The organism is Pseudomonas sp. ACM7 (assembly GCF_004136015.1).
Classification (GTDB): domain Bacteria; phylum Pseudomonadota; class Gammaproteobacteria; order Pseudomonadales; family Pseudomonadaceae; genus Aquipseudomonas; species Aquipseudomonas frigoris.
Genome location: NZ_CP024866.1, coordinates 2,393,351 through 2,415,755, shown reverse-complemented (window position 1 = coordinate 2,415,755; position 22,405 = coordinate 2,393,351). Strand labels below are relative to the sequence as shown.

21 protein-coding genes and 2 pseudogenes are annotated in these 22,405 nt (G+C 59.3%); 6 read left to right on the top strand and 17 right to left on the bottom strand.

From position 1 onward, the window contains the following. Positions 1–33: 33 nt before the first annotated feature. From CUN63_RS11350 to CUN63_RS11295, 12 genes are all read right to left on the bottom strand, one after another. On the bottom strand, positions 34–660 hold the full coding sequence (locus tag CUN63_RS11350) for a bifunctional 2-polyprenyl-6-hydroxyphenol methylase/3-demethylubiquinol 3-O-methyltransferase UbiG (protein ID WP_129439458.1): 627 nt from the start codon (positions 658–660) through the stop codon (positions 34–36). Positions 661–845: 185 nt separating this feature from the next. Further along, a complete protein-coding gene (locus CUN63_RS11345) occupies positions 846–1,490 on the bottom strand; it encodes a methionine ABC transporter permease (RefSeq protein WP_129439456.1) in 645 nt (214 codons plus the stop codon). Beyond that, positions 1,480–2,601 carry a methionine ABC transporter ATP-binding protein gene (locus tag CUN63_RS11340; protein ID WP_129439455.1) on the bottom strand — a complete coding sequence of 374 codons (1,122 nt, stop codon included), beginning with the start codon at positions 2,599–2,601 and terminating at the stop codon, positions 1,480–1,482. The genes CUN63_RS11345 and CUN63_RS11340 overlap by 11 nt, the downstream gene beginning before the upstream one ends. Before the next feature lie 2 nt (positions 2,602–2,603). Beyond that, complete coding sequence (locus tag CUN63_RS11335; RefSeq protein WP_129439453.1) at positions 2,604–3,413, bottom strand: MetQ/NlpA family ABC transporter substrate-binding protein; 810 nt, start codon at positions 3,411–3,413, stop codon at positions 2,604–2,606. A 142-nt stretch (positions 3,414–3,555) separates the two neighbouring features. Next, positions 3,556–4,914: an LLM class flavin-dependent oxidoreductase gene (locus tag CUN63_RS11330; protein ID WP_129439451.1), complete on the bottom strand. Its 1,359-nt coding sequence runs from the start codon at positions 4,912–4,914 to the stop codon at positions 3,556–3,558. Continuing rightward, complete coding sequence (locus tag CUN63_RS11325; protein WP_129439449.1) at positions 4,914–6,107, bottom strand: SfnB family sulfur acquisition oxidoreductase; 1,194 nt, start codon at positions 6,105–6,107, stop codon at positions 4,914–4,916. Before CUN63_RS11325 ends, CUN63_RS11330 begins: the two co-directional genes overlap by 1 nt. Positions 6,108–6,130: 23 nt before the next feature. After that, on the bottom strand, positions 6,131–7,372 hold the full coding sequence (locus tag CUN63_RS11320) for an SfnB family sulfur acquisition oxidoreductase (protein WP_129439447.1): 1,242 nt from the start codon (positions 7,370–7,372) through the stop codon (positions 6,131–6,133). Between the two features lie 369 nt (positions 7,373–7,741). Further along, positions 7,742–8,506, bottom strand: a complete 765-nt coding sequence (locus CUN63_RS11315; RefSeq protein ID WP_129439445.1) for a hypothetical protein — start codon at positions 8,504–8,506, stop codon at positions 7,742–7,744. A 502-nt stretch (positions 8,507–9,008) separates the two neighbouring features. Then, the gene (gene tcyN, locus CUN63_RS11310) at positions 9,009–9,764 is read right to left on the bottom strand and encodes an L-cystine ABC transporter ATP-binding protein TcyN (protein WP_095127632.1); all 756 of its coding nucleotides are present in this window, start codon (positions 9,762–9,764) and stop codon (positions 9,009–9,011) included. Between the two features lie 4 nt (positions 9,765–9,768). Further along, the gene (gene tcyL / locus CUN63_RS11305; protein WP_008148276.1) at positions 9,769–10,434 is read right to left on the bottom strand and encodes a cystine ABC transporter permease; all 666 of its coding nucleotides are present in this window, start codon (positions 10,432–10,434) and stop codon (positions 9,769–9,771) included. Continuing rightward, positions 10,434–11,234, bottom strand: a complete 801-nt coding sequence (gene tcyJ, locus CUN63_RS11300; RefSeq protein ID WP_129439443.1) for a cystine ABC transporter substrate-binding protein — start codon at positions 11,232–11,234, stop codon at positions 10,434–10,436. Before tcyJ ends, tcyL begins: the two co-directional genes overlap by 1 nt. A gap of 317 nt (positions 11,235–11,551) precedes the next feature. Continuing rightward, a complete protein-coding gene (locus CUN63_RS11295; protein ID WP_129439441.1) occupies positions 11,552–12,544 on the bottom strand; it encodes a D-cysteine desulfhydrase in 993 nt (330 codons plus the stop codon). A gap of 192 nt (positions 12,545–12,736) precedes the next feature. Between CUN63_RS11295 and epsC the strand changes: the two genes are divergently transcribed. Further along, a complete protein-coding gene (gene epsC / locus CUN63_RS11290; RefSeq protein WP_033058482.1) occupies positions 12,737–13,663 on the top strand; it encodes a serine O-acetyltransferase EpsC in 927 nt (308 codons plus the stop codon). Positions 13,664–14,069: 406 nt separating this feature from the next. Next, a complete protein-coding gene (gene betT / locus CUN63_RS11285; RefSeq protein WP_165353314.1) occupies positions 14,070–16,025 on the top strand; it encodes a choline transporter BetT in 1,956 nt (651 codons plus the stop codon). 27 nt (positions 16,026–16,052) lie between these two features. On the opposite strand, the gene CUN63_RS11280 is transcribed toward betT, so the two are convergent. Then, positions 16,053–16,313 carry a hypothetical protein gene (locus tag CUN63_RS11280; RefSeq protein WP_129439437.1) on the bottom strand — a complete coding sequence of 87 codons (261 nt, stop codon included), beginning with the start codon at positions 16,311–16,313 and terminating at the stop codon, positions 16,053–16,055. A 138-nt stretch (positions 16,314–16,451) separates the two neighbouring features. Further along, a pseudogene (locus CUN63_RS11275) lies at positions 16,452–16,826 on the bottom strand (SDR family oxidoreductase); the annotation flags it as partial. Between the two features lie 2 nt (positions 16,827–16,828). On the opposite strand from CUN63_RS11275, the pseudogene CUN63_RS11270 reads away from it, so the two are divergent. The 4 genes and pseudogenes from CUN63_RS11270 to mgrA form a co-directional block, all read left to right on the top strand. Beyond that, positions 16,829–17,635: pseudogene (locus CUN63_RS11270) on the top strand (LysR substrate-binding domain-containing protein); the annotation flags it as partial. Positions 17,636–17,765: 130 nt separating this feature from the next. After that, complete coding sequence (locus CUN63_RS11265; protein ID WP_046045491.1) at positions 17,766–17,948, top strand: type II toxin-antitoxin system HicA family toxin; 183 nt, start codon at positions 17,766–17,768, stop codon at positions 17,946–17,948. Continuing rightward, entirely contained in the window at positions 17,945–18,409 is a 465-nt protein-coding gene (locus CUN63_RS11260; RefSeq protein WP_178082662.1) for a type II toxin-antitoxin system HicB family antitoxin, read from the top strand. Before CUN63_RS11265 ends, CUN63_RS11260 begins: the two co-directional genes overlap by 4 nt. 120 nt (positions 18,410–18,529) lie before the next feature. Next, entirely contained in the window at positions 18,530–19,567 is a 1,038-nt protein-coding gene (gene mgrA, locus CUN63_RS11255) for an L-glyceraldehyde 3-phosphate reductase (protein WP_129439433.1), read from the top strand. A gap of 155 nt (positions 19,568–19,722) precedes the next feature. Here mgrA and tauD read toward each other — a convergent pair whose 3' ends face one another. From tauD to tauB, 3 genes are all read right to left on the bottom strand, one after another. Further along, the gene (tauD, locus tag CUN63_RS11250) at positions 19,723–20,565 is read right to left on the bottom strand and encodes a taurine dioxygenase (protein ID WP_129439432.1); all 843 of its coding nucleotides are present in this window, start codon (positions 20,563–20,565) and stop codon (positions 19,723–19,725) included. 202 nt (positions 20,566–20,767) lie between these two features. Then, positions 20,768–21,601, bottom strand: a complete 834-nt coding sequence (gene tauC, locus CUN63_RS11245; protein ID WP_033058455.1) for a taurine ABC transporter permease TauC — start codon at positions 21,599–21,601, stop codon at positions 20,768–20,770. Beyond that, positions 21,598–22,392, bottom strand: a complete 795-nt coding sequence (tauB, locus tag CUN63_RS11240; RefSeq protein ID WP_123367069.1) for a taurine ABC transporter ATP-binding subunit — start codon at positions 22,390–22,392, stop codon at positions 21,598–21,600. Before tauB ends, tauC begins: the two co-directional genes overlap by 4 nt. Positions 22,393–22,405: the final 13 nt, after the last annotated feature.

Sequence of the window (22,405 nt, the reverse complement as noted above, 5' to 3'; positions counted from 1 at the left end):
GGCACCAGTACAGATACCGCAAGTCTTAAGGCTTTACACCTTGCGCCAAACACTCGCCAACCAAGCCTGCTGCTCGCGCGGCAACCCCGCCGGCCGGTAGTAATGCTCCAACTCTACAAACCCCGCCGCCGTCAGCAATTGCTGCCACGTCTCAAGATCGTGATACGCCCCATAACGCGGCCCATTCCACCCTTCCTGATTCTCGCCACGCGGATTGGAACTGAATAACACCCCGCCCGGCTTCAAAGCCCCGCGCAACTCCTTCAACACCCGAGGCAATTCCTGACGCGGAATATGAAACAGCACCGCATTGGCGAAGATCCCGTCAAAGCGCTCAGCCGGCAAATCCAGCTTCAGAAAATCCTGCTGCCAGACCTCACAACCACTGTCTTCGCGCGCCATCTGCGCAAACTTCTCCGAGCCATCAAGCCCGACAGCGGTGTGGCCCATGCGCGTGAAGGTTTGCAAATCACGACCCGGCCCACAGCCAAAGTCGAGAATGTCGAACGGTGCCTCCCCCTGAATATGCCGCAGCAGCGCATCAATGTTCTGGCTGACATCATGATCGCGAGTCCCTTCGCGAAAACTTTCAGCCACCGAGTTGTAATGGCCCAGGGTGGTGGAGGTGATCTGCTCGAGGTCGGTGGGAGTCTGTTTCATGGTCGGCTGCGCAGGCAATGTGAGTTCGCCGAATATACGCCATGAGGCAGAAGGCTGCTGCGCAGCCATTCGCGAGCAAGCCCGCTCCCACATTTGATCGCGTCCACCCGGGCAACGCGGTCGAATGTGGGAGCGGGCTTGCTCGCGAAAGCGGTATCACTGACAACCAATGACTTCAGCCAGGCTCAACGCTTATTGAGACCCCGCGCCAACCGATCCCCGCCCAATTGAATCGCCGCCACCAACACCACCAGCAATACAATCACCGTCAACATGATCTGGCTATCAAATCGCTGATACCCGTACCGATAAGCGATGTCGCCCAACCCGCCGGCACCAATCGCCCCCGCCATGGCCGACGAGTTGATCATCGTCACCAACGTAATCGTGAAACCGCCGACAATCCCCGGCAGCGACTCGGGCAACAACACATGCCAAACGATATGCCAGCGCCGGCAACCCATCGCCTGCGCCGCTTCGATCAACCCGTGATCAACCTCACGCAAACTGACTTCGGCAATGCGCGCAAAGAACGGCGTGGCGGCAATGGTCAGCGGTACCACAGCGGCCCAAACGCCGTACGTGGTGCCGACGATCAACCGCGTAAACGGAATCAGCGCCACCATCAAAATCAGAAACGGAATCGAGCGGAACAGGTTCACGAACGCGCCCAACGCACGGTTCAGCGCCGGCGCTTCATAGATCCCGCCCTTGGAGCTGGTGACCAGAATCACCGCCAGCGGAATGCCCGCCAGCAGCGCGATCAATGACGACACGCCGACCATCAGGAAGGTGTCGATGAAGCCTTGCAGCAAGCGATCAAACCACATAACCCAGCACCTCCACCTGTTGCGCCCAGTGGCCGGCGCGTTGACGCAAGTCCTCTGCGCCGAGGGAGGAACCGGTCACCGCCAGCAGCAATTGCCCGAGGGCATGGCCCTGAATCCGTTCCACGCCACCTTGCAGCAAGCGCACGCGACCGCCGAGGGCACTGAACAACGCGGCCAAGTCTGGCTCGTCGCTCGCACTGCCGGTGAACTGCAAACGCAGCACAACAGCGGCGTCCGAGGACTGTGGATGTGCCTGCAAGCGGCTTTGCAATTCTTCCGGCAAACCATGTTGCAACGGCGCCAGCAAGGTTTTGCTGACCTCGTGCTGCGGGTTGCCAAAGACTTCCCAGACCGGCCCTTGTTCGACGATTCGCCCGTGCTCCAGCACCACGACTCGGTCGCAGATATCGCGGATCACCGCCATCTCGTGGGTGATCAGCACGATGGTCAGGCCCAGGCGCTGATTGATCTCGCGCAGCAGGCCGAGGATTGATTGCGTGGTTTCCGGGTCCAGCGCCGAGGTGGCTTCGTCGCACAGCAGAATCGCCGGGTCATGCACCAAGGCGCGGGCGATGCCGACGCGCTGTTTCTGCCCGCCGGACAGCTGCGCCGGATAGGCCTTGTGTTTCTCTTGCAGGCCCACCAGTTCCAGCAATTCGCGGACTTTCTGCTCGCGTTTTTCCTTCGGCACACCGGCGACTTTCAACGGCAATTCGACGTTCTGCCAAACCGTCTTGGCCGACATCAGGTTGAAGTGCTGGAAGATCATGCCGATGCGCCGACGCAGCGCCACCAAGCGGTCTTCATCGAACTCGCCGATGTCGACCTGATCGATCAGCACGCGCCCCGTGCTCGGTTGTTCCAGACGGTTGATCGTGCGAATCAGCGACGACTTGCCGGCGCCGCTACGGCCGATGATGCCGAACACCTCGCCGCGCTGGATCGCCAGGTCGATGCCGTGCAGGGCCGCCACCGGACCTAGCTGGCCGTTGTAGGTTTTGCCCAGGCCGATGAAGCGCACGTGAGCGCGGTTGAGCGCTGGATGCAGTTCGGTCTGTTCGACTTTGTGGGGCTCTGGAGTTTCCAGTCGCAGTTGGGTGGCTGCCGTCATATTCAGCTTTCCCAGCCAGCTTGATAGAGCTTGCCATGGGCTTTATCCAGCGCTGCACGAACGGCCGGTGAATGCTGGTAGATGTCGACGAATTTGATCAGGCGCGGGTCGGTTTTGCTTTTCGGCTGGATCACGAACTGGATCACGTATTCCTTGTGATCGAGACCGTCGAACAGCAGGGCGGAGCCGGCATCGAAGGTCTTCGACAGGCGAATGTAGGCTGGGTAACCCTGGACCAGATCGGCGTCGTCATAGGCGCGCACCAGTTGCACGGCTTCGACCTGAAGGATTTTGATCTTCTTCGGGTTGGCGATGATGTCTTCTTCGGTGGCTTTGTAGCCGACACCCGGTTTGAGCGTGATCAGTCCGGCCTTGGCCAACAGTTGCAAACCACGACCGCTGTTGATCGGGTCATTGGCGATCGCCACGCTGGCGCCTTCTGGGAACTCGTCGAAGCTTTTGTATTTCTTCGAGTAGAGGCCGACGTTGTTGATGATCCCCGGCGCGAACGGCACCAGGTCAAAACCGGCGGCGGCCTTGGCGTTTTCCAGGAACGGGACGTGCTGGAAGTAGTTCACGTCAATGTCACCGGCAGCGAGGCTGACGTTGGGGGCGATCCAGTCGCTGAACTCCACCAGGTCGACTTGCAGGCCCTGTTTCTTGGCTTCTTCGACGGCAGCTTCCAGGGGAATGGCGAAAGCGGCGGTGGTGCCGACCTTCAGCGGCGCGTCGGCGGCGAAGGTGATGGAGCTGAAAAGGCCGAGGGCCAGGGCCAGTGCTTTGACTGGGTGAGAGAGGTAGGTCTTTTTCATGATGGGTTTTCCAGTCAGTGCATAGTTGTGTGGTGCTTGGTCGGGCCTCATCGTCGGAACGCCGCCCGGAACAAGCTCGCTCCCACAGGGATTGTGTGAACACCCGAGATCCAATGTGGGAGCGAGCTTGCTCGCGATGCTTTTAGCGGCGGAACGCGGACCCGGTATGTTGCTCAGGCAAATGCGCCTCCCCGTGAAACAGTTTTTCCCGCAGGCTGCCAGGGTCGTAAGCGGTCTTGTACGACCCTCGGCGTTGCAACTCCGGAATTACCAAATCGATGAAATCCAAATAGCTTTCCGGCGTGACAATCCGAGTCAGGTTGAAGCCATCCAGACCGGTTTCCGTGATCCACGATTCCAGCTCATCAGCCACTTGCTCAGGCGAACCCACCACGGTGATGTAGCGACCACCAAGCGCGTGTTGCTCGAGTAATTTGCGGCGGGTCCAGTCGTTGTTTTGCAAGTTCTTGGTGGCGGACTGGATCGCGTTGCTCTTCACGTACTGGATCGGTTCGTCGATTTCGTATTCGGAGAAATCGATCCCGGTGGAGGCCGAGAAATGCGCCACGCCGGCCTCGGCACTGGCGTAGCTCAAGTACTCGGCGTGCTTGGCCCAGGCCAGCTCTTCGGTTTCGCCGACAATCACGTTCAGCCCCATGAACACCTTGATGTCCTCGGGGTTGCGCCCGGCCTCGACGGCACTGGCGCGCACCTTGTCCACTTGAACCTTGGTCGACGGTTTGTTCTGGCCGCTGATGAACACGCACTCGGCATGTCGCCCGGCGAACAGCAAACCGCGATCCGAACTGCCGGCCTGGAACAGCACCGGTGTGCGCTGCGGCGACGGTTCGCAGAGGTGATAACCCTCGACCTGATAGAACTCGCCCTTGTGCTCGACCTTGTGCACTTTCTCGGGCTGCGCGTAGATCCGCTGCTGCGGATCGTTAAGCACCGCGCCGTTTTCCCAGCTGCCTTCCCAGAGTTTGTAGAGCACTTGCAGGTATTCATCGGCCTGGTCGTAACGACAGTCGTGTTCCACCTGTTCACTCAAACCCATGGCCTTGGCGGCGCTGTCGAGGTAGCCGGTGACGATATTCCAGCCGACCCGGCCACGGCTCAGGTGATCGAGCGTGGACATGCGTCGGGCGAACAGATAGGGCGGCTCGTACGTCAGGTTGGCGGTGAGGCCGAAGCCAAGGTTTTTTGTGACTGCGGCCATGGCCGAGACCAGCAGCAGCGGGTCGTTGACCGGAAGTTGGATCGACTCTTTGAGCGGCACGTCCACCGAGTTTTGGTAGACGTCGTACACGCCGACGATGTCGGCGATGAACAAACCGTCGAACAGGCCTCGCTCTAAAAGTTGTGCCAGTTCGGTCCAGTATTCGATCGTCTTGTATTGGGTTGAAGTGTCCCGTGGATGCGTCCACAGGCCATGGTTGATGTGCCCGATGCAGTTCATGTTGAACGCGTTGAGCAGGATCTTCTTTTTGGCATCGGCCATCAGATGGTCCCCCGCAGTGGCGGGTTTTCATCGTTGAGGTAGTAATTGCCGACCGCGTGATACTTCCAGCGCACAGGGTCGTGCAGCGTGTGTACCCGAGCGTTGCGCCAGTGGCGATCCAGACCATGTTCGATCAGGGTTGCCTGGCTGCCGGCCAGTTCAAACAGCGTGCTGCCAGCGGCGAGAGAAATCTCGGTGCTGATGGCGCGGGCTTCGGCGACGGCAATCGACGCGGCGGCGACGGTCTCGGCGTTGGTGTCGACCTGCGCCTTGTCGAGGAGTTCGCCCGAGCGTTCCAGCAAGGCTTCGGTGGCGTGCAGACGAATGCTCAAGTGGCCGAAGCTCTTGATGGTCAGCGGGTCCTCGGTGGCTTTGTCGTTGCCGGAATCGATCCACGGCCGGGTCTTGGTGCGCACGAAATGCAGGGCATCTTCATAGGCGGCGCGGGCGATACCGGTGTCGATGGCGGCGTGAAGAATCTGCGCCAACGGGCCGACGGTGGTCGGGCGCTCGAACGCGCTCTGAAACGGGATCACGTCTTCGGCGGCGACGTAGACATCTTCAAACACCACCGAACCGCTGCCGGTGGTGCGCTGGCCGAAGCCGCTCCAGTCGTCGATCACTGTCAGACCCTTGGCGTTACGAGGGACGAAAGCGAGTTGCTGAACACCGTTTTCGTCCACGACCGACGTCGGAATGCGTTGGGCATAAATCGCGCCCGTGGCGTAAAACTTGCGGCCGTTGATGCGGTAACCGTCACCGTTGCGGGTCAGGCTGGTGACGCGGTCATGGGCAGTTTTGGTGCCGAGTTCCGCGAGGGCATTGCCGAAGCGTTGGCCGGCCAGCACTTCCGCGTACAGGCGTTTTTTCTGCTCTTCGCTGCCGTTCACACGCAGCACTTCGAGCGCGTAGAAATGGTTCTGCGGGATCTGGCCGAGCGAGCCATCAGCCTGGGCGATCAGCGCGATCACCTTGGCCAGGGTGACGTTGGAAACCCCGGCGCCGCCGTATTCTTTTGGCACGCTGATGCCCCAAAGACCCGAGCGGGAAAACACTTCCAGTTCCGGGTGTGGCAAACGGCGTTCGCGGTCGCGCAGGGCGCTGTCGCGTTTGAAATCTTCGGCCAAGTCACTGGCGACGATCAGGGCTTGCTCATCGCTGGTTATGACCGCGACGTGGTGAGAAAGAGTCATGTGTTTCTCCAGAGATCTGGTCGTTAAATCCAGGAGTGGCGAGCGGGCAGCGTGCCGTTCAGGTGATAAGTCCCGACGGCGTGGTATTTCCAGCGCACCGGATCGTGCAGCGTGTGCACGCGGGCGTTGCGCCAATGGCGATCAAGGTTGAATTCGGCGAGGGTGGCGCGGCTGCCGGCCAGTTCGAAAAGCTTTTCGCTGGCCAGCAGCGAGATCTCGGTGGTCAGCACTTTGGCTTCGGCCACGGCAATCGACGCACGGGCGGCGGACTCGGCGGTAAGCGGCGCGGCGTTGACCTGATCGAGCACTTGCCCGGCCTTGCGCAACAGCGCTTCGGCGGCGTGCAGTTCGATCTTCAGCTTGCCGATGTCGGCGATCACATACAGGTCGTCGCTGGCCCGTTCGACCTTGGCGTCGATCCACGGCCGTGCACGGGTTTTCACGAAATCGATGGCGTCGTCGATGGCGCCCCGGGCGATGCCGGCGTCAATGGCTGCTTGAATCAGCTGCGACACGGCACCCTGAATGTTCGGGCTGTCGTTGATCTTCCAGTTATCCACCACCAGCTCGGCGTCGACTTGCACGTTGTTGAGCAAAAGGGTGCCGCTGGCGGTGGTGCGTTGACCGAACCCCGACCAGTCATCAACGATGCGCAGGCCCGGTGTACCGCGGCGGACGAAGGCCAGCACTTGTTTGCCGTCGTCGTTCAGCGCCTTGACGGCGACCCAGTGGGCGAACAGGGCGCCGGTGGAATAGAACTTCTGCCCGTTGAGGACGAAGCCGTCGCCGCTGGCGGTGATTCGCGCCTTGAGTTCAAGGGTGTTTTTGGTGCCGCGCTCAGGGCCCGCGTTACCGATCCGCCAGCCGTCGAGCACGCTTTTGAACAGCTGCTTTTTTTGCGATTCAGTGGCGCTGCCGAGCACCAGGTTGAGAATGCCGAACTGGTTCTGCGGGATCTGTCCCAGTGCCGGGTCGGCCGCGGAAATGATCGCGAAGACTTCGGCCAAAGTGACGAACGAAACCTGCGGGCCACCGTACTCACGCGGGATAGCAATGCTGCCCAAACCACTGCGGGTGAATTGTTCGATTTCCGACCACGGCAGCTTGCGCTGCTGGTCGCGTTTGGCCGCTTGCAGGCGGGCGACTTGCGCCAGCTCATGGGCGGCCTTGATGGCTTGTGCGTCGTTGCGCAAGACCTGCGCGGGCAACAACAGGGGGGCGATGTCCAGATCACTCTGAACGATTGCATCTGCCAGACTGGACATCAGTGCCGCTCCTTGGCTGCACGCAATGCCCTGGCGATCTGCACTGGGGTGATTGTGTTCCGGACCATACCTACCTCACATCTCATGGAAACGTCGCGAGGGTTGCGACGAACGAAAACAAGAATGTCCGGTGGTCCGGTGCATATACCCTAAGCGTGTATAAAAAATTAATAAACTAACTTTTAGGAATATGCATAGAAGGCGGTGCCACAGATTCATGTAGCAGCTGGCGAAGCCTGCGTTCGGCTGCGTTCGGCTGCGTAGCAGTCGTCAAAACCTGAGTTCGCGGTTTAACTGAATGACCGCAGTGTCTGATTTCACGACTGCTGCGCAGCCGAACGCAGGCTTCGCCAGCTGCTACAAGGGATCTCAGCGTTTGCGGGGTTCGGCGGCCATGAGCATTTCCTTCGGCCGGGCCTTCAAATAGGGATTGGCGCAACCAATCTTCAGCCGGCGCGGTGGTGCCCAGCGGGAGTTGTTACCCACCCGGTCGAGGATGCAGTAAGTCACTTCCAGCCGCAGGTCTTCGCCGGCTTCGAGAATGATCGCCGGCGGCACCCAGACCTGGATCGGCTGGCCGACATCGCTGGCCTTGAGTCGTGGCAGATCCATGCGCGCATCGCCCCAGCGCAGGGTGATTTCGTCGTCGGCGGCCATGTTCAGGTAAGGCTCGATGGTCAGCGGAACGCCGCGCTTGATCTGGTTCGGATTGACCCCCTGACGGCGAATGGTCTCGGGGATATTCACGGGCTCCAGACTCTGGTTTTCATCGCCGCACAGCGCCGACGGTTGGCCGCCGGGGCAGTCGAGTTTGATTTGCACTCGTCTGGTGGCTGAAAGGGTTGGTCCTTGCCCGATCTGCATGATCCGGTAGCGGATGCGTGAGGTGCCATTGGCGATGAAGCTCTCGGGTACACGCAGTTGGACCGGTTGACCGACATCGTCGGCCGTCAGCACTCTGGAGGCCACGTAGCAGTTGTCCCAGAACAATTCGATCAGGTCGCCTTCGTCCATGCCGGAGTAGGGCGCCACATCGATCAGCAAGTGCGCCGCCGAGGTGATGTTGATGCAGGTCTTGTGAGATTGCGCCAGGGTCGGGGCGGCAAGTTCGGGTTTGTTCGAAGTGCTTGTCATGGGGTTTCTCCTTGAAGCCTTGCAGCGAAAGTCCGTTTCTGAAAGTTCGAAAGGCGTGAATTACCGAGCAACAAAACTGTTCACTGTGTGTGAAATTAAATAGTGAATGAGTGCGAGGTTAAACGCCTGTTGGAGACTAGATAAGAGTGCGCTTGAATAGGTGTCAATAGAGCTGGCTAGTTAAGTATTGGATCTAGTGTTATTCAGAAAAATCCTACGCGTTGAAGTTAATAAGCTGCACCGCTCTGTCGAACTTGACGTTATTTTACGGGCTTCTAGTGCGTTGCTGACGGCGAAGACCGGCTTGGTGAGGGCGCTGGGTTTGGCGAATTTTAGGCGAGGTTATTCTGTTGCAGGACATATATATGTACCGCACGCAGCAATAAAAAATTATCTATTGTTCGGATGGATGAATAAGAGAAGAGAATATATCGAGAGGTTTTGTTAGTAGGGGTGATTGTCACTTCCGTCCATGGAAGTTGACAAGTAGTGAAGCGATGTTTCAGTGGTGAGCGTTATTCAGGAACTTGCTGAGAAACTGCTTCGTCCGCTCTTCTTTCGGATTGGCAAACAGCGCCTTGGCTTCGCCTTGTTCGACGATCACACCTTTGTCGAAAAACACCACGCGGTTCGCCACGTCCCGGGCAAAGCCCATTTCGTGGGTGACGATGACCATGGTGCGTCGCTCTTCGGCGAGGCTGCGGATGGTCGCCAGCACTTCACCCACCAGCTCCGGGTCGAGGGCTGAGGTGGGTTCGTCGAACAGAATCACTTCCGGCTCCATCGCCAGCGCGCGGGCAATCGCCACACGCTGTTGCTGACCACCGGACAGGCGTCGCGGGTAAGCGTCTTCCTTGCCCGCCAGGCCGACCCTGGCCATCAGCTTTTTACCCAGGGCAACGGCTTCGGCGTGCGGGATCTTCTTTACGATGATCGGGCCTTCGATAACGTTTTCCAGGGCGGTGCGATGAGGGAACAGGTTGAAGTTCTGGAACACGAAACCCACGTGCTGGCGCAAACGTCGCACCAGGCCTTGCTGCTGGTTCAGCGGACGGCTGCCATCGATCTCGATGTCACCGACCTTGATCCGGCCGCTGGTGGGTTCTTCCAGGAAATTCAGGCAACGCAGGAACGTGGTTTTACCCGAGCCGCTAGGCCCGATGATTGCCACCACCTCGCCTTCCTTCACTTGCAGATCGATGCCGTTGAGCACCACTTGACCCTTGAACTGCTTTGTCAGTTTTTCCACGACAATCATTGGGTCAGGACTCCAGGTCGTGCCGATTGACCCGTGCTTCCAACTGGTTCTGCAGGTGCGAAAGCACCGTGGCCAGAACCCAGTAGATCAGCGCGGCGGCAAGGTACATGGTGAAAATTTCAAAGGTTCGGGCGGTAATCAGCTGCGCCTGACGGAACAGTTCCGGCACCTGAATAGTGGCTGCCAGCGCGGTGTCCTTCACAAGCGAAATGAAGCTGTTGCCCAGCGGTGGCAGAGCCGTGCGCATCGCTTGCGGCAGGATGGCCCGGCGCAGGGTCTGCGCACGGGTCATGCCGATACTCGCGGCGGCTTCCCACTGACCGCGCTCGATGGAACTGATCGCGGCACGCAGGATTTCGCAGGCATAGGCCGCCATGTTCAGTGAGAAGCCGATCAGAGCTGCCGGTAGCGGATCAAGTTCGATGCCCAATTGCGGCAAGCCGTAATAGATCACGAACAGTTGCACCAACAACGGCGTGCCGCGAAAAAACGACACGTAGATGCGGGCGATCCAGCTCACCAGTTTGAAGCGCGACAGGCGCATCAACGCCAGACCAAACCCCATCACCAGGCCGAAGAACATCCCGCCCAGGCTCAAGATGACTGTGTAGTACGCGCCCTTCAGCAGAAAGGGCGCGGAATCCAGCGCGAGTTGGAAAGCTTCTTCCATTATTTAGTGACGTCAGCGCTGAAGTATTTTTCCGAAAGCTTTTTCAGCGTACCGTCGGCACGCAGCTTGTCGATGGCCTTGTTCACCGCGGCCAGCAGCTCAGGCTCGCCTTTGCGCAGGGCGATGCCGGCTTCCTGGCGGGAGAACGCTTCGCCGGCGGCGGTGGTGTCCTTGGCCTTCTTGGCGTATTCCAGCGCGGCGAGGCGGTCGATCAGAATGGCGTCGATGCGGCCGACGCGCAGATCCTGGAACTTGGTCGGATCATCGTCATAGGTCTTGATGATGGCTTTTGGCTGATTGTCCTTGAGCCACTGCTCGTAGTTGGTGCCCAGGCCTACACCGACTTTTTTGCCGGCCAGATCGGCGGCAGACTTGATGTTCAGCTCCGCAGCCTTCTTGGTCAGCACCAGCGCCTGAATCCCGGAAACGGTGTACGGCTCGGAGAAGTCATACTTCTTCTTGCGCTCTTCGGAGATGGTCACCTGGTTGATCACGGCGTCCAGACGTTTGGATTCCAGGGCTGCGAGGATGCCGTCCCATTTGGTTGGTTGCAGTTTGACCTTCACGCCCAGCTCTTTGGCCAGGGCTTCGGAGAACTCGACTTCGAAGCCGGCCAGCTTGCCGTCGGCGTCGACGAAACTGAACGGTGGGTAAGTGCCTTCCAGGCCAACGTTGATCACGCCAGCGTCTTTGATTTTTTGCAGCTGCTCACCGGCAACCGCTTGCCCCAGCAGACCGGCGCTCAGCGCCAGGCCCAGCGAACCTACCAGCAGATTTCGTCGTAGTGCGGAAAAATTCATGACAAGCCCCTGTGTTTTCTTATGAAGACGCTTTTAGGAATGTTGGCAAAATCGGGATTTGGACGACTGCGATATCCTGCCCTAAAGCAGCGTATGCGTCTCGCTGCAAATTCGCCTGCGGCGCGACTATATGACGGTGCTTTTAGATTGGAAAATAATAAATATCAAGTTTGTTATTCTTTTTTAGAATATAAGTAGCCTTCGAAAAGATCGCAGCCTGCGGCAGCTCCTACATGGATCATGCCCGGCGCAAATTCCGGATTAACGCCGATCAATGTAGGAGCTGCCGCAGGCTGCGATCTTTTAATCTTCGATCCTTACAAAAAACTTGTATAGGCAAACAACGCCGGCGCCCCGCCGGTGTGCAGGAAGATGATCGGGCCGTCATTGAAGCGCTGGCGGCCGATGCCATCGAGCAACCCGGCCATGGCCTTGCCAGTGTAGACCGGGTCCAGCAACAGCCCTTCCTGACTCGCCACCAGCTTCACGGCTGCCAACGTCCCGGCATTCGGTTCGCCGTAGCGCGGGCCGAAATACTCGTCCCACAACTCGACCTTGAAATTCTCTGGCAGGCTCACACCCAACAGCTCGGCAGTGCGCTCGGCGAGCCCCTGGACTTTCGGTCGCTGATCTTCATCGCTGCGAGAAACCGTGACACCAATCACTGGCAAATCCGGCAGTGCTTCACTCAACCCCAACGCCAGACCGCTATGGGTCCCGGCGCTGCCCGAAGCCAGAACCAAGGCCGCGAATGTCAGCCCGGTGTCCTTGATCTGCTCGGCCAATTCCAGCCCGGCGCGCACATAACCCAAAGCGCCCAATGCGTTGGAGCCACCAATCGGCACCAGATACGGCTTCTTGCCGTTGTTGCGTAGACGGTCGGCCAGAGCCTGCAATTGCTCGTCGGCGTTGTCGAGGTTTTCCACCAGCTCGACCTTGGCATCGAACAGGTCCAGCAACAGTCGATTGCCGTTACCGACATAGTTAGCGTCGTCGGTACCCAAGGGATTTTCCAGCAGGGCTACGCAGCCCAGGCCAAGCTTGGCCGCAATGGCGGCAGTCTGGCGCACGTGGTTGGACTGAAGCGCACCAGCGGTAATCAAGGTGTCGGCGCCTTGTGCCAGTGCATCGGCCGCCAGGTATTCGAGCTTGCGCAGCTTGTTGCCGCCCATCGCCAGCGGCGTCAGGTCATCACGCTTGACGTATACATCGCGGCCCAACCAGGCCGACAGGCGTTCGAGTTTTTCCAGGGCGGTAGGATGACCGAGCAGGTCGAGGCGGTTAAAGCGGGCAAGCTGTTGTTTGATCATGGGGTCCGTACTGGCGGAGGGAGATGACAGGACTATAGGCACGCCTATTTTGCGGGGCAACTGCCAATCGCCTTATGCCAAAAAGTGCTGAGCACAGCACAATCGGTTCTTAATTCGGCTTCCAGACCATGCCGTAAAGTAATCGCGGTTAACGCGGCCAGACAGTCCGGCCGCCCGTGAGGAGTTTTTACCGTGAGCGAGCGTTCCAGTCATTGGCAACTGCAGACCATCGTCAGCCAACTGCGTACGGCGCGTGACCAGTGGCGCTTACAAAATGGCCGCGCCAGCACCGAGCAGGGCGGTCGCGAGTTGCCTTCCCGAGCGGCCATGGCAGAGATTCTCGAAGCCCTCTGTGGCGCGTTGTTCCCGATGCGCCTGGGGCCGGTGGATTTGCGCGAGGAGAGTGAAGACTTCTACGTCGGCCACACGCTGGACGTTGCGTTGAACGCGTTGCTGGCTCAGGCGCGACTCGAACTGCGCTACGCCGCTCGCCACAGTGCCCAGGCCGACACTGAAGTCGAGGCCAAGACCATTCAGATCATTCAGGACTTCGCCCTCGCATTGCCGGGGCTGCGCAGTCTGCTCGACACCGACGTGCTGGCGGCCTATCACGGCGATCCGGCGGCTCGCAGTGTCGATGAAGTGTTGCTGTGCTATCCGGGGATTCTGGCGGTGATTCACCATCGCCTGGCCCATCACTTATACCGCGCCGGATTGCCGCTGCTGGCACGGATCAGCGCGGAAATCGCGCACTCGGCCACCGGCATCGACATTCACCCTGGCGCGCAGATTGGTCGCAGCTTCTTCATCGATCACGGGACGGGTGTGGTGATCGGCGAGACCGCCATCATCGGCGAGCGTGTGCGGATTTATCAGGCCGTGACGTTGGGCGCCAAGCGCTTCCCGGCGGATGAAGACGGTCAGTTGCAGAAGGGGCAACCGCGACATCCGATTGTCGAGGATGACGTGGTGATCTATGCCGGTGCGACGATTCTGGGGCGGATCACCATCGGCAAGGGCTCGACCATTGGCGGCAATGTCTGGCTGACCCGCAGCGTGCCGGCGGGGAGCAACCTGACTCAGGCGAATCTGCAGCATGATGACGGGACGCAGAAGTAAGCCCCCGGCTTTTTGGTGACTGATAAACAGTCTTCGTTGGCTGTAGGAGCTGTGTAGGAGCTGTCGAGTGAAACGAGGCTGCGATCTTTTGACTTTGCTTTTTTAAGATCAAGATCAAAAGATCGCAGCCTCGTTTCACTCGACAGCTCCTACAAAATCCTCCAAACCCCACGTCATACCCTTCCTTGAGCTAGCGTACGAACAGTACCGCCGAGCCTTGCGATTAGTCCTTAGCACCCTATTCATGTTTAACTTGAACGCTCATTCAAGTTAAACCGCCGGTTTGCTGCCCGCTCACAACAGGAGGCTTGCCTATGCCGAGTCCGTTACTGATTGCCCTGTTTCACCCCCTTGAGGTGCATCTTTCATGAGTGCATCGCCCACCCCCGCTAGCGGTCAGGTCCGCATGAATCCGCCGGTGTTTTACTTTTCGGCGACGTTCATTTTGCTGTTCGGCATCATCGTCATCGCCATGCCTGAACAGGCCGGCGCCTGGCTTCTGGAAGCGCAAAACTGGGCGGCCAATACGGTCGGCTGGTACTACATGCTCGCGATGACCCTGTATCTGGTCTTCGTGGTGGTCACCGCCTTGTCCGGCTACGGCAAGATCAAGCTCGGTGCCGACCACGACGAACCCGAATTCAGTTATCTGTCCTGGGCCGGCATGCTGTTCGCTGCCGGCATCAGCATCACGCTGTTTTTCTTTTGCGTATCCGAACCGCTGACCCACTTGGCGCAACCCCCGCAAGGCGAAGCGGGCACGGCGGATGCGGCGCGTCAGGCAATGCAGATTCTGTTTCTGCACTGGGGCCTGCACGGCTGGGGTGTGTTCGCTTTCGTCGGCATGGCGCTGGCTTATTTTGCCTACCGTCACAACCTGCCGCTGGCCCTGCGTTCGGCGCTCTATCCGCTGATCGGCAAGCGCATCAACGGCCCCATCGGTTACGCGGTGGACGGCTTCGGCATCATCGCCACAGTGTTCGGCCTCGGTGCTGACATGGGCTTTGGTGTGTTGCACCTCAACTCGGGTCTGGACTACCTGTTCGGCATCGCTCACACCCAGTGGATTCAGGTCGGCCTGATCACGCTGATGATGGGCGCGGCGATCATCGTTGCGGTGTCCGGTGTCGATAAAGGCGTGCGGGTGATGTCCGACATCAATATGCTGCTGGCCTGCGCGCTGCTGCTGTTCGTATTGTTCGCCGGCCCGACCCAGCACCTGCTCAACACTCTGATCCAGAACATCGGTGACTACCTCGGCGCCTTGCCGATGAAGAGTTTCGACCTGTACGCCTACGACAAACCGAGCGACTGGCTGGGCGGTTGGACGGTGTTCTACTGGGCTTGGTGGATCGCATGGTCGCCGTTCGTGGGCCTGTTCATCGCACGGATTTCCCGTGGCCGGACCATCCGCGAATTCGTCTTCGGCGTGCTGTTGATTCCGCTCGGCTTCACCCTCGCGTGGATGTCGATCTTCGGCAACAGCGCCATCGATCAAGTCCTCAATCACGGCATGAGCGCCCTCGGCATGTCGGCCATCGATAACCCGTCGATGACCCTCTACTTGCTGCTGGAAACCTACCCGTGGAGCAAAACCGTCATCGCGGTCACGGTGTTCATCAGTTTCGTGTTCTTCGTGACGTCTGCCGACTCCGGCACCGTGGTGCTGTCGACGCTGTCTGCCAAGGGCGGCAATCCCGATGAAGACGGGCCGAAATGGCTTCGGGTGTTCTGGGGCGCAATGACGGCGCTGGTGACCAGCGCGCTGCTGTTTTCCGGCAGCATCGATGCGCTGAAGTCCGCGGTGGTGCTGACCTCGTTGCCGTTCTCGATGATCTTGCTGCTGATGATGTGGGGGCTGCACAAGGCGTTCTACCTGGAGTCGCAGAAGCAGATCGCGCAACTGCATTCGCTGGCACCGGTATCCGGATCGCGGCGTGGCGGCTGGCGTCAACGCCTGAGTCAGGCCGTGCATTTCCCGTCACGGGATGAGGTCTATCGCTTCCTCGATACGACGGTGCGTCCGGCGATTGAAGAAGTCTCGGCGGTGTTCGTCGAGAAGGGCTTGAACGTGGTCACTCAGCCGGACCCGACCAACGACAACGTCAGCCTGGAAATCGGTCACGGCGAGGAGCATCCGTTTATCTATCAAGTGCAGATGCGTGGCTATTTCACGCCGTCGTTTGCCCGTGGCGGCATGGGTTCCAAGGAACTCAACAACCGTCGTTATTACCGGGCTGAAGTGCATCTTGCAGAGGGCAGTCAGGACTACGATCTGGTGGGTTACACCAAGGAGCAGATCATCAACGACATCCTCGATCAGTACGAACGGCACATGCAGTTTTTGCATTTGGTGCGTTGATCGAGAACCGGTGGCGCCGAGCCTTTTTCAGGTCTCGGCGCTCAACACCATGAACAGCACCAGCGCCGCCACCGGCACACCGAACACGGCGCTGCCGACCACCAGTTCGGTGCTCAACGGCTGACCGGCATTGACCATGCCGACCGCGCCGTTGATCAACGTCAGTGCCAGCCACAGCACGACAAAGCTGTAGGTCAGGGTCTGGCGGCTGAAGCCGATTTTCTCGCCGATGAACAGCATCAGCGCCAGGAGGACCAGGCCGAAGGTGATGATGATCGTGGTGTGCATGGTGTATCCGTCCTTTAGATGTGTGCTGCCTGTATAGCCGCCTTCGCGAGCAGGCTCGCTCCCACAGGGTTCTCGGTGATCTTTGTGGGAGCGAGCCTGCTCGCGATTGGGGTCACCTCGGTATCAGGTTGAGCATAGTTAAACCAACCCGCCATTGACCCGCAGGATTTGCCCGTTGACCCAGCCCGATTCCGGGCCCACCAGGAAGGACACAACACGGGAGATATCTTCCGGCTGAGCCAAACGTTCCAGCGGAGGCATCTTGGCGAAGGTCTGGATCTGCTCTTCGCTCTTGCCGTGCAGGAACAGGTCGGTAGCCACCGGACCGGGGGCCACGGCATTGACGGTGATACTGCGACCGCGCATTTCCTTGGCGAACACCTGGGTCAAGGACTCCACTGCCGCTTTGCTGGCGATGTACACCGCATAGCCCGGCAGGTTCATGCCGACGGTGCTGCTGGAGACGTTGATGATCCGCCCGCCAGCGTTCAGACGGGTGGCGGCTTCACGCAGGGCCGCGGGCGACGCTGACCCACACGCTGAATCAATTCGAAGCCTGGCTCGGTACGCGTTTACTGGAGCGAAGCACTCGTAAGGTGCGTCCTACGCTGGATGGCGAGGCGTATTACCTGCGTTGTGTGCAATTGCTGGCAGAGTTGGAAGAAGCTGAACTGGCGTTTCGCGGGGTGGCGCCGAAAGGGCGGTTACGCGTCGATCTGCACGGCACGCTGGCCAAGCACTTCGTCATCCCGGCATTGCCACAGTTCATGGCGCGCTACCCGGACATCGAACTGTCCATCAGCGAGGCCGACCGCTTTGTCGACCTGATCGCCGAAGGTGTCGACTGCGTGCTGCGGGCCGGCACCTTGGGCGACTCTGCGCTGATCGGCCGCCGCGTCGCCAACCTGCGCCAAATCACCTGCGCCAGTCCCGCGTACCTGCGCAAATACGGCGAACCGAAAAGCCTCGACGACCTGAAACATCATCGTGCCGTTAACTACGTTTCGCGCACGACTGCCAAGTTATTTCCTTTCGAATTCATGGTTGATGGCGAGCTGAAGGAAGTCGCCATCGATGGGGCGCTTTCAGTATTCGGCGCGGAAATTTATGCGGCGTCGGCGATTGCCGGGTTGGGGCTGATCCAATGTCCGTATTACCGAATGGAAACGCAGATTTCCCAGGGCTTGGTGCAGGAAGTCTTGATCGACACGCCGCCACCGCCGATGCCGGTTTCGGTGTTGTATCCGCACAACCGACACATGTCGCCACGGGTTCGGGTGTTTGTGGATTGGTTGGGGGACGTGTTTGCGGGGGCACAGTAGCCGCTGGTCTATAGGGAAATCAGGCCGATGCACGATAGGCTAATATTTATCAGGGTGTGTATGGTGTGTATTGACATGAAGCTTCGTCGCGTAGTGTGCGCAGCAGATGCTGCCCACAAGGACGAAGGTGATGCGAAGTCGGGAAATGATCAGGATGATCGAGGAGGATGGTTGGTATCTGGTGGCCGTGAAAGGCAGCCATCATCAGTACAAGCATCCGTGCAAGCCAGGCAGGGTGACGATAAAGCACCCGGACTCGGATCTTCCGAAAGGAACGATCAACAGCATATTGAAACAGGCGGGTCTGAAATGAGACCCGACACCGAATACGAAAGCCCCAAGCGGGCCACATCACAGGAAGGACTTACCGAAATGAAATTCCCGGTCGTTCTGCACAAGGATGCCGACTCAGAATACGGAGTAATTATCCCGGACGTGCCGGGTTGCTTCTCCGCAGGCGGTACTGTGGCGCAGGCATTTGAAAACGTGAAGGAAGCGCTGTCGTTGCACTACGAAGGCTTGGTGGCCGATGGCGATCCACTGCCGCAGGTGCGTGAGATTGACGCTCATCTTGATAACCCTGATTTCGCGGGCGGCGTGTGGGGGGTGGTCGAATTTGATATCACGCCTTACTTCGGAAAGTCGGTGCGCTTCAATGCCACACTGCCTGAGCAGTTGCTTGAACGTATCGATCAAACAGTCAGGCGGGATCAGCGGTACAGCTCAAGGTCTGGCTTTTTGGCTGCCGCCGCCCTGCGTGAGTTGTCGGCGTAAATGTTGTGAAACGTTTCAGCATTTTCTCGAGTCCAAGGTCCATCGGCGTTTGTCTGGGCGTATGCTGGGCAACTTGCGAAGCAGTCGATACCAACTTCAAGACAGACAAGAGAGGATTCGATGACCTACACCGCTGCCGAAAACCGCTACGACTCCATCCCTTACCGCCGCGTCGGTCGCAGCGGGCTGGTGCTGCCGGCACTGTCTCTGGGCCTGTGGCACAACTTCGGCGACAGCACGCCGATCGACACTCAGCGATCGTTGCTGCGTACCGCGTTTGATCTTGGCATCAACCATTTTGACCTGGCCAACAACTACGGCCCTCCGTATGGCAGCGCCGAGATCAATTTCGGTCGTTTGCTGCGTGAAGACTTCAAGCAGTATCGCGACGAGCTGATTATCTCCAGCAAGGCCGGTTGGGACATGTGGGCCGGCCCTTATGGTCAGGGCGGCGGTTCGCGCAAATACGTGCTGGCCAGCCTTGATCAGAGCCTGCAGCGCCTGGGCCTGGACTACGTGGACATCTTCTATTCCCACCGCTTCGACCCGGACACGCCGCTGGAAGAAACCGCCAGCGCACTGGCCACCGCGGTACAACAGGGCAAGGCGTTGTACATCGGTATCTCCTCGTACTCGGGGGTTAAAACCCGTGAAATGGCCGCGCTGCTGAAAGAGTGGAAAGTCCCGTTGCTGATTCACCAACCGGCTTACAACCTGCTCAATCGATGGGTGGAAAAAGACCTGCTGGATACGACGGACGAACTCGGGACGGGCGTGATTGCGTTTACGCCGCTGGCTCAGGGGTTGTTGACCGACAAGTACCTGAATGGTGTGCCGGCTGATGCGCGGGTCAATCGTCCGGGGGGTGGTTCGTTGCAGACGGCGCACCTGTCCGAAGCCAACATCGCTCATGTGCGTGCGCTGAATGAGATCGCCAAGCGTCGCGGTCAGAGCCTGGCGCAGCTGGCATTGGCGTGGACGCTACGCGATCCTCGCGTGACGTCGGCGCTGATCGGTGCGAGCCGGCCCGAGCAGATTATCGAGAACGTCGGGGCGTTGAAAAATTTGAGCTTTAGTGCCGAAGAGCTGGCGGAAATTGACCGGTTTGCCCAAGAGGGCGGGGTCAATCTTTGGGAGAAGCCGTCGACGGCTGAGTAAGTGTTCGGCGCTGGATCCTTTGGCGCCTGACAGACCGCTTTCGCGAGCAAGCCCGCTCCCACATTAGACCGAGTTGTTCAGTAAGAACGCGGTCTAATGTGGGAGCGGGCTTGCTCGCGAAGGGGCCATCAAAGTTAGTAAAAAAACTCCCTGGATTACCGAAAAAACGGCACATCCCCCAACACCGTCGCCCGCTGCATCACCCGCCGAGCCGGCCGGTAATCATCCACGGCGTAATGCTGTGTGACGCGGTTATCCCAAAACGCCACGTCGTCCTTCTGCCAGCGCCAGCGGATTGTAAATTCCGGCCGTGTCGCGTGGGCAAACAGAAACTTCAGAATCACCTCGCTTTCGGTCTCCGACAGCTCATTGATCTTCGACGTGAAGCCTTCATTGACGAACAACGACCGGCGTCCGCTCACCGGATGAGTGCGAATCACCGGGTGTGACAGCGGCGGATTTTTTCTGCGCGCTTCCTCCCACTGGGCCAAGGCTTGCGGCGTGTTGCCATAGCGCTCCAGCGGGAACGAGCGGGTGAAATCGTGGGTAGCCGTCAGCCCTTCGAGCAAGGTTTTCATCGGCGCGGACAACGCTTCATACGCCGCAATACCGCTGGCCCACAACGTGTCGCCACCAAACTCCGGCAACAACTTGGCGCTGAGCACCGCGCCCAGGGCCGGGGTCGGCAGGAAGGTCACGTCGGTGTGCCAGATCGCGTTGTCACGCACGTCGGTGACGGCTGTATCGAGGATCAGCACTTCGGGCTGTTCCGGCACATTTGGGTAAATCGGGTGAATGTGCAGGTCGCCGAAATTGGCGGCGAAACGCGCCTGTTGCTGCGGTGTGATCGGCTGATCGCGGAAGAACAACACTTGATGTTTGAGCAGCGCCTGCTCGATGGCGTCGCGCTGTTCCAGGTTCAGCGGCTGGCTGATGTCGACGCCGCTGATGTGTGCGCCGAGGGCGTAGCTTAAGGGGACGATGGTCAGGTTGCTCATGGTGTTCTCTTCAATTCTGGAGGCCGTACATGAATTTTGTGAACGACACCGCACCTGTAGGAGTTGCCGAAGGCTGCGATCTTTTGATGTTGTTTTTAGAGAGCAAGATCAAAAGATCGCAACCTCGTTTCACTCGACAGCTCCTACAGGGTTGATCCAAAAAAAGGGGGTATCAAGGCAGTTGCTCCTACATTCAAATGCTTCAGTGTGCCTGGCCATGCCACGGCACCAGTTTGCGTTGCAGGGCGCGCAAGCCCATCTCCATGGCGAAGGCGATCAGCGCGATCACCAGAATCCCCAGCACCACCACATCGGTGACCAGGAACTGCGCGGCCGACTGCACCATGAAGCCCAAACCGCTAGTGGCGGCGATCAATTCGGCGGCGACCAGTGTCGACCAACCCACACCCAGGCCAATCCGCACACCGGTCAAAATGTCCGGCAACGCGCTCGGCAGAATCACATGGCGAATCAATTGTGCCCGAGTCGCGCCCAACGATTGCGCGGCGCGCAATTTGGCCGGGTCGACGGTACGCACGCCGGTCGCCGTAGCGATGGCGATCGGGGCGAAGATCGCGAGGTAGATCAGCAAGACTTTCGACAGCTCACCGATGCCGCACCAGATCACGATCAGCGGCAGATAAGCCAGCGGTGGGATAGGGCGGTAGAACTCGATCAGCGGATCGAGAATGCCGCGGGCAATGCGGTTGTGGCCGATGGCGATTCCAACGGGCACGGCGGTCAGCACCGCGAAGCCCAGGCCCAGACCGATTCGGCTGAGACTCGCGCCAAGGTGCTGCCACAACGTTGAATCCATGTAGCCGGTGGTCACCAGCAGCCAGCCTTTTTGCAGTACGGCGGAGGGTGGCGGCAGGAACAGTGGTTCGATCATTCCTGTGGCGGTGACGGCCCACCAAATGACCACGAGCGCGACGAGTGTCAGCAGACTGATCCAGCGAGTACTGAGGCTGCGTCGAACAGGAATCACCGTAGAGTGCGGTTTGACCGTGACGGCCGGAATCTCATAGCTGCTCATACGGTCTCCTGCCGCTGGGCGGCGCTGCGTTGGGAGAACACTTTGGCAAGCACGTGTTCGCGGGTTTCGATAAAGCGCGGATCTGACTTGATCGATCGAGCCGACTCCCCAGCGGCATAACGCTGACCGAAATCCAGGCTCAGGCGCTCAACGATTTGCCCAGGATTCGGCGCCAGCAGAATCAGATCCGTGGCGAGAAACACCGCTTCTTCGATGTCATGAGTAATCAGAAAGACCGGTTTTGCGGTGCGCTGCCAGACTTGCAGCAGCAACTCCTGCATCTGTTCGCGGGTGAAGGCATCGAGGGCGCCGAAGGGTTCGTCCATCAGCAAAACGCGCGGATCAGCAGCAAGGGCACGGGCCAGACCGACACGTTGCTTCTGGCCGCCCGAGAGTTGCCAGATTCGACGGTTTTCGAAACCGGAAAGGTCCACCAAGGCGAGCATTTCCCGAGCGCGCAGTTCACGTTTTTCCCGCGCAATGCCAGCCAGTTCCAGGCCGAAACCGACGTTGGCCAGCACGTCCTGCCAGGGCAGCAGGGCATCGTCCTGGAACACCACGCCGCGCTCGGCGCTCGGGCCTTTGACCGGCACGCCATCGAGGGTGATGCGCCCGGCGCTGGGCTCGACGAAACCGGCAATCAGGTTCAACAGCGAGGTCTTGCCACTGCCGGACGGGCCGAGGGCGACCAGCAACTGCTGGGGCCCAAGACTCAGGGAAATATCCGCCAGTACCGGTTCGGGGCTGCCTGGGTACTGTGCGCTGATGCGCTCCAGCTGAAGCAAAGCCATCGCGGTTAACTCC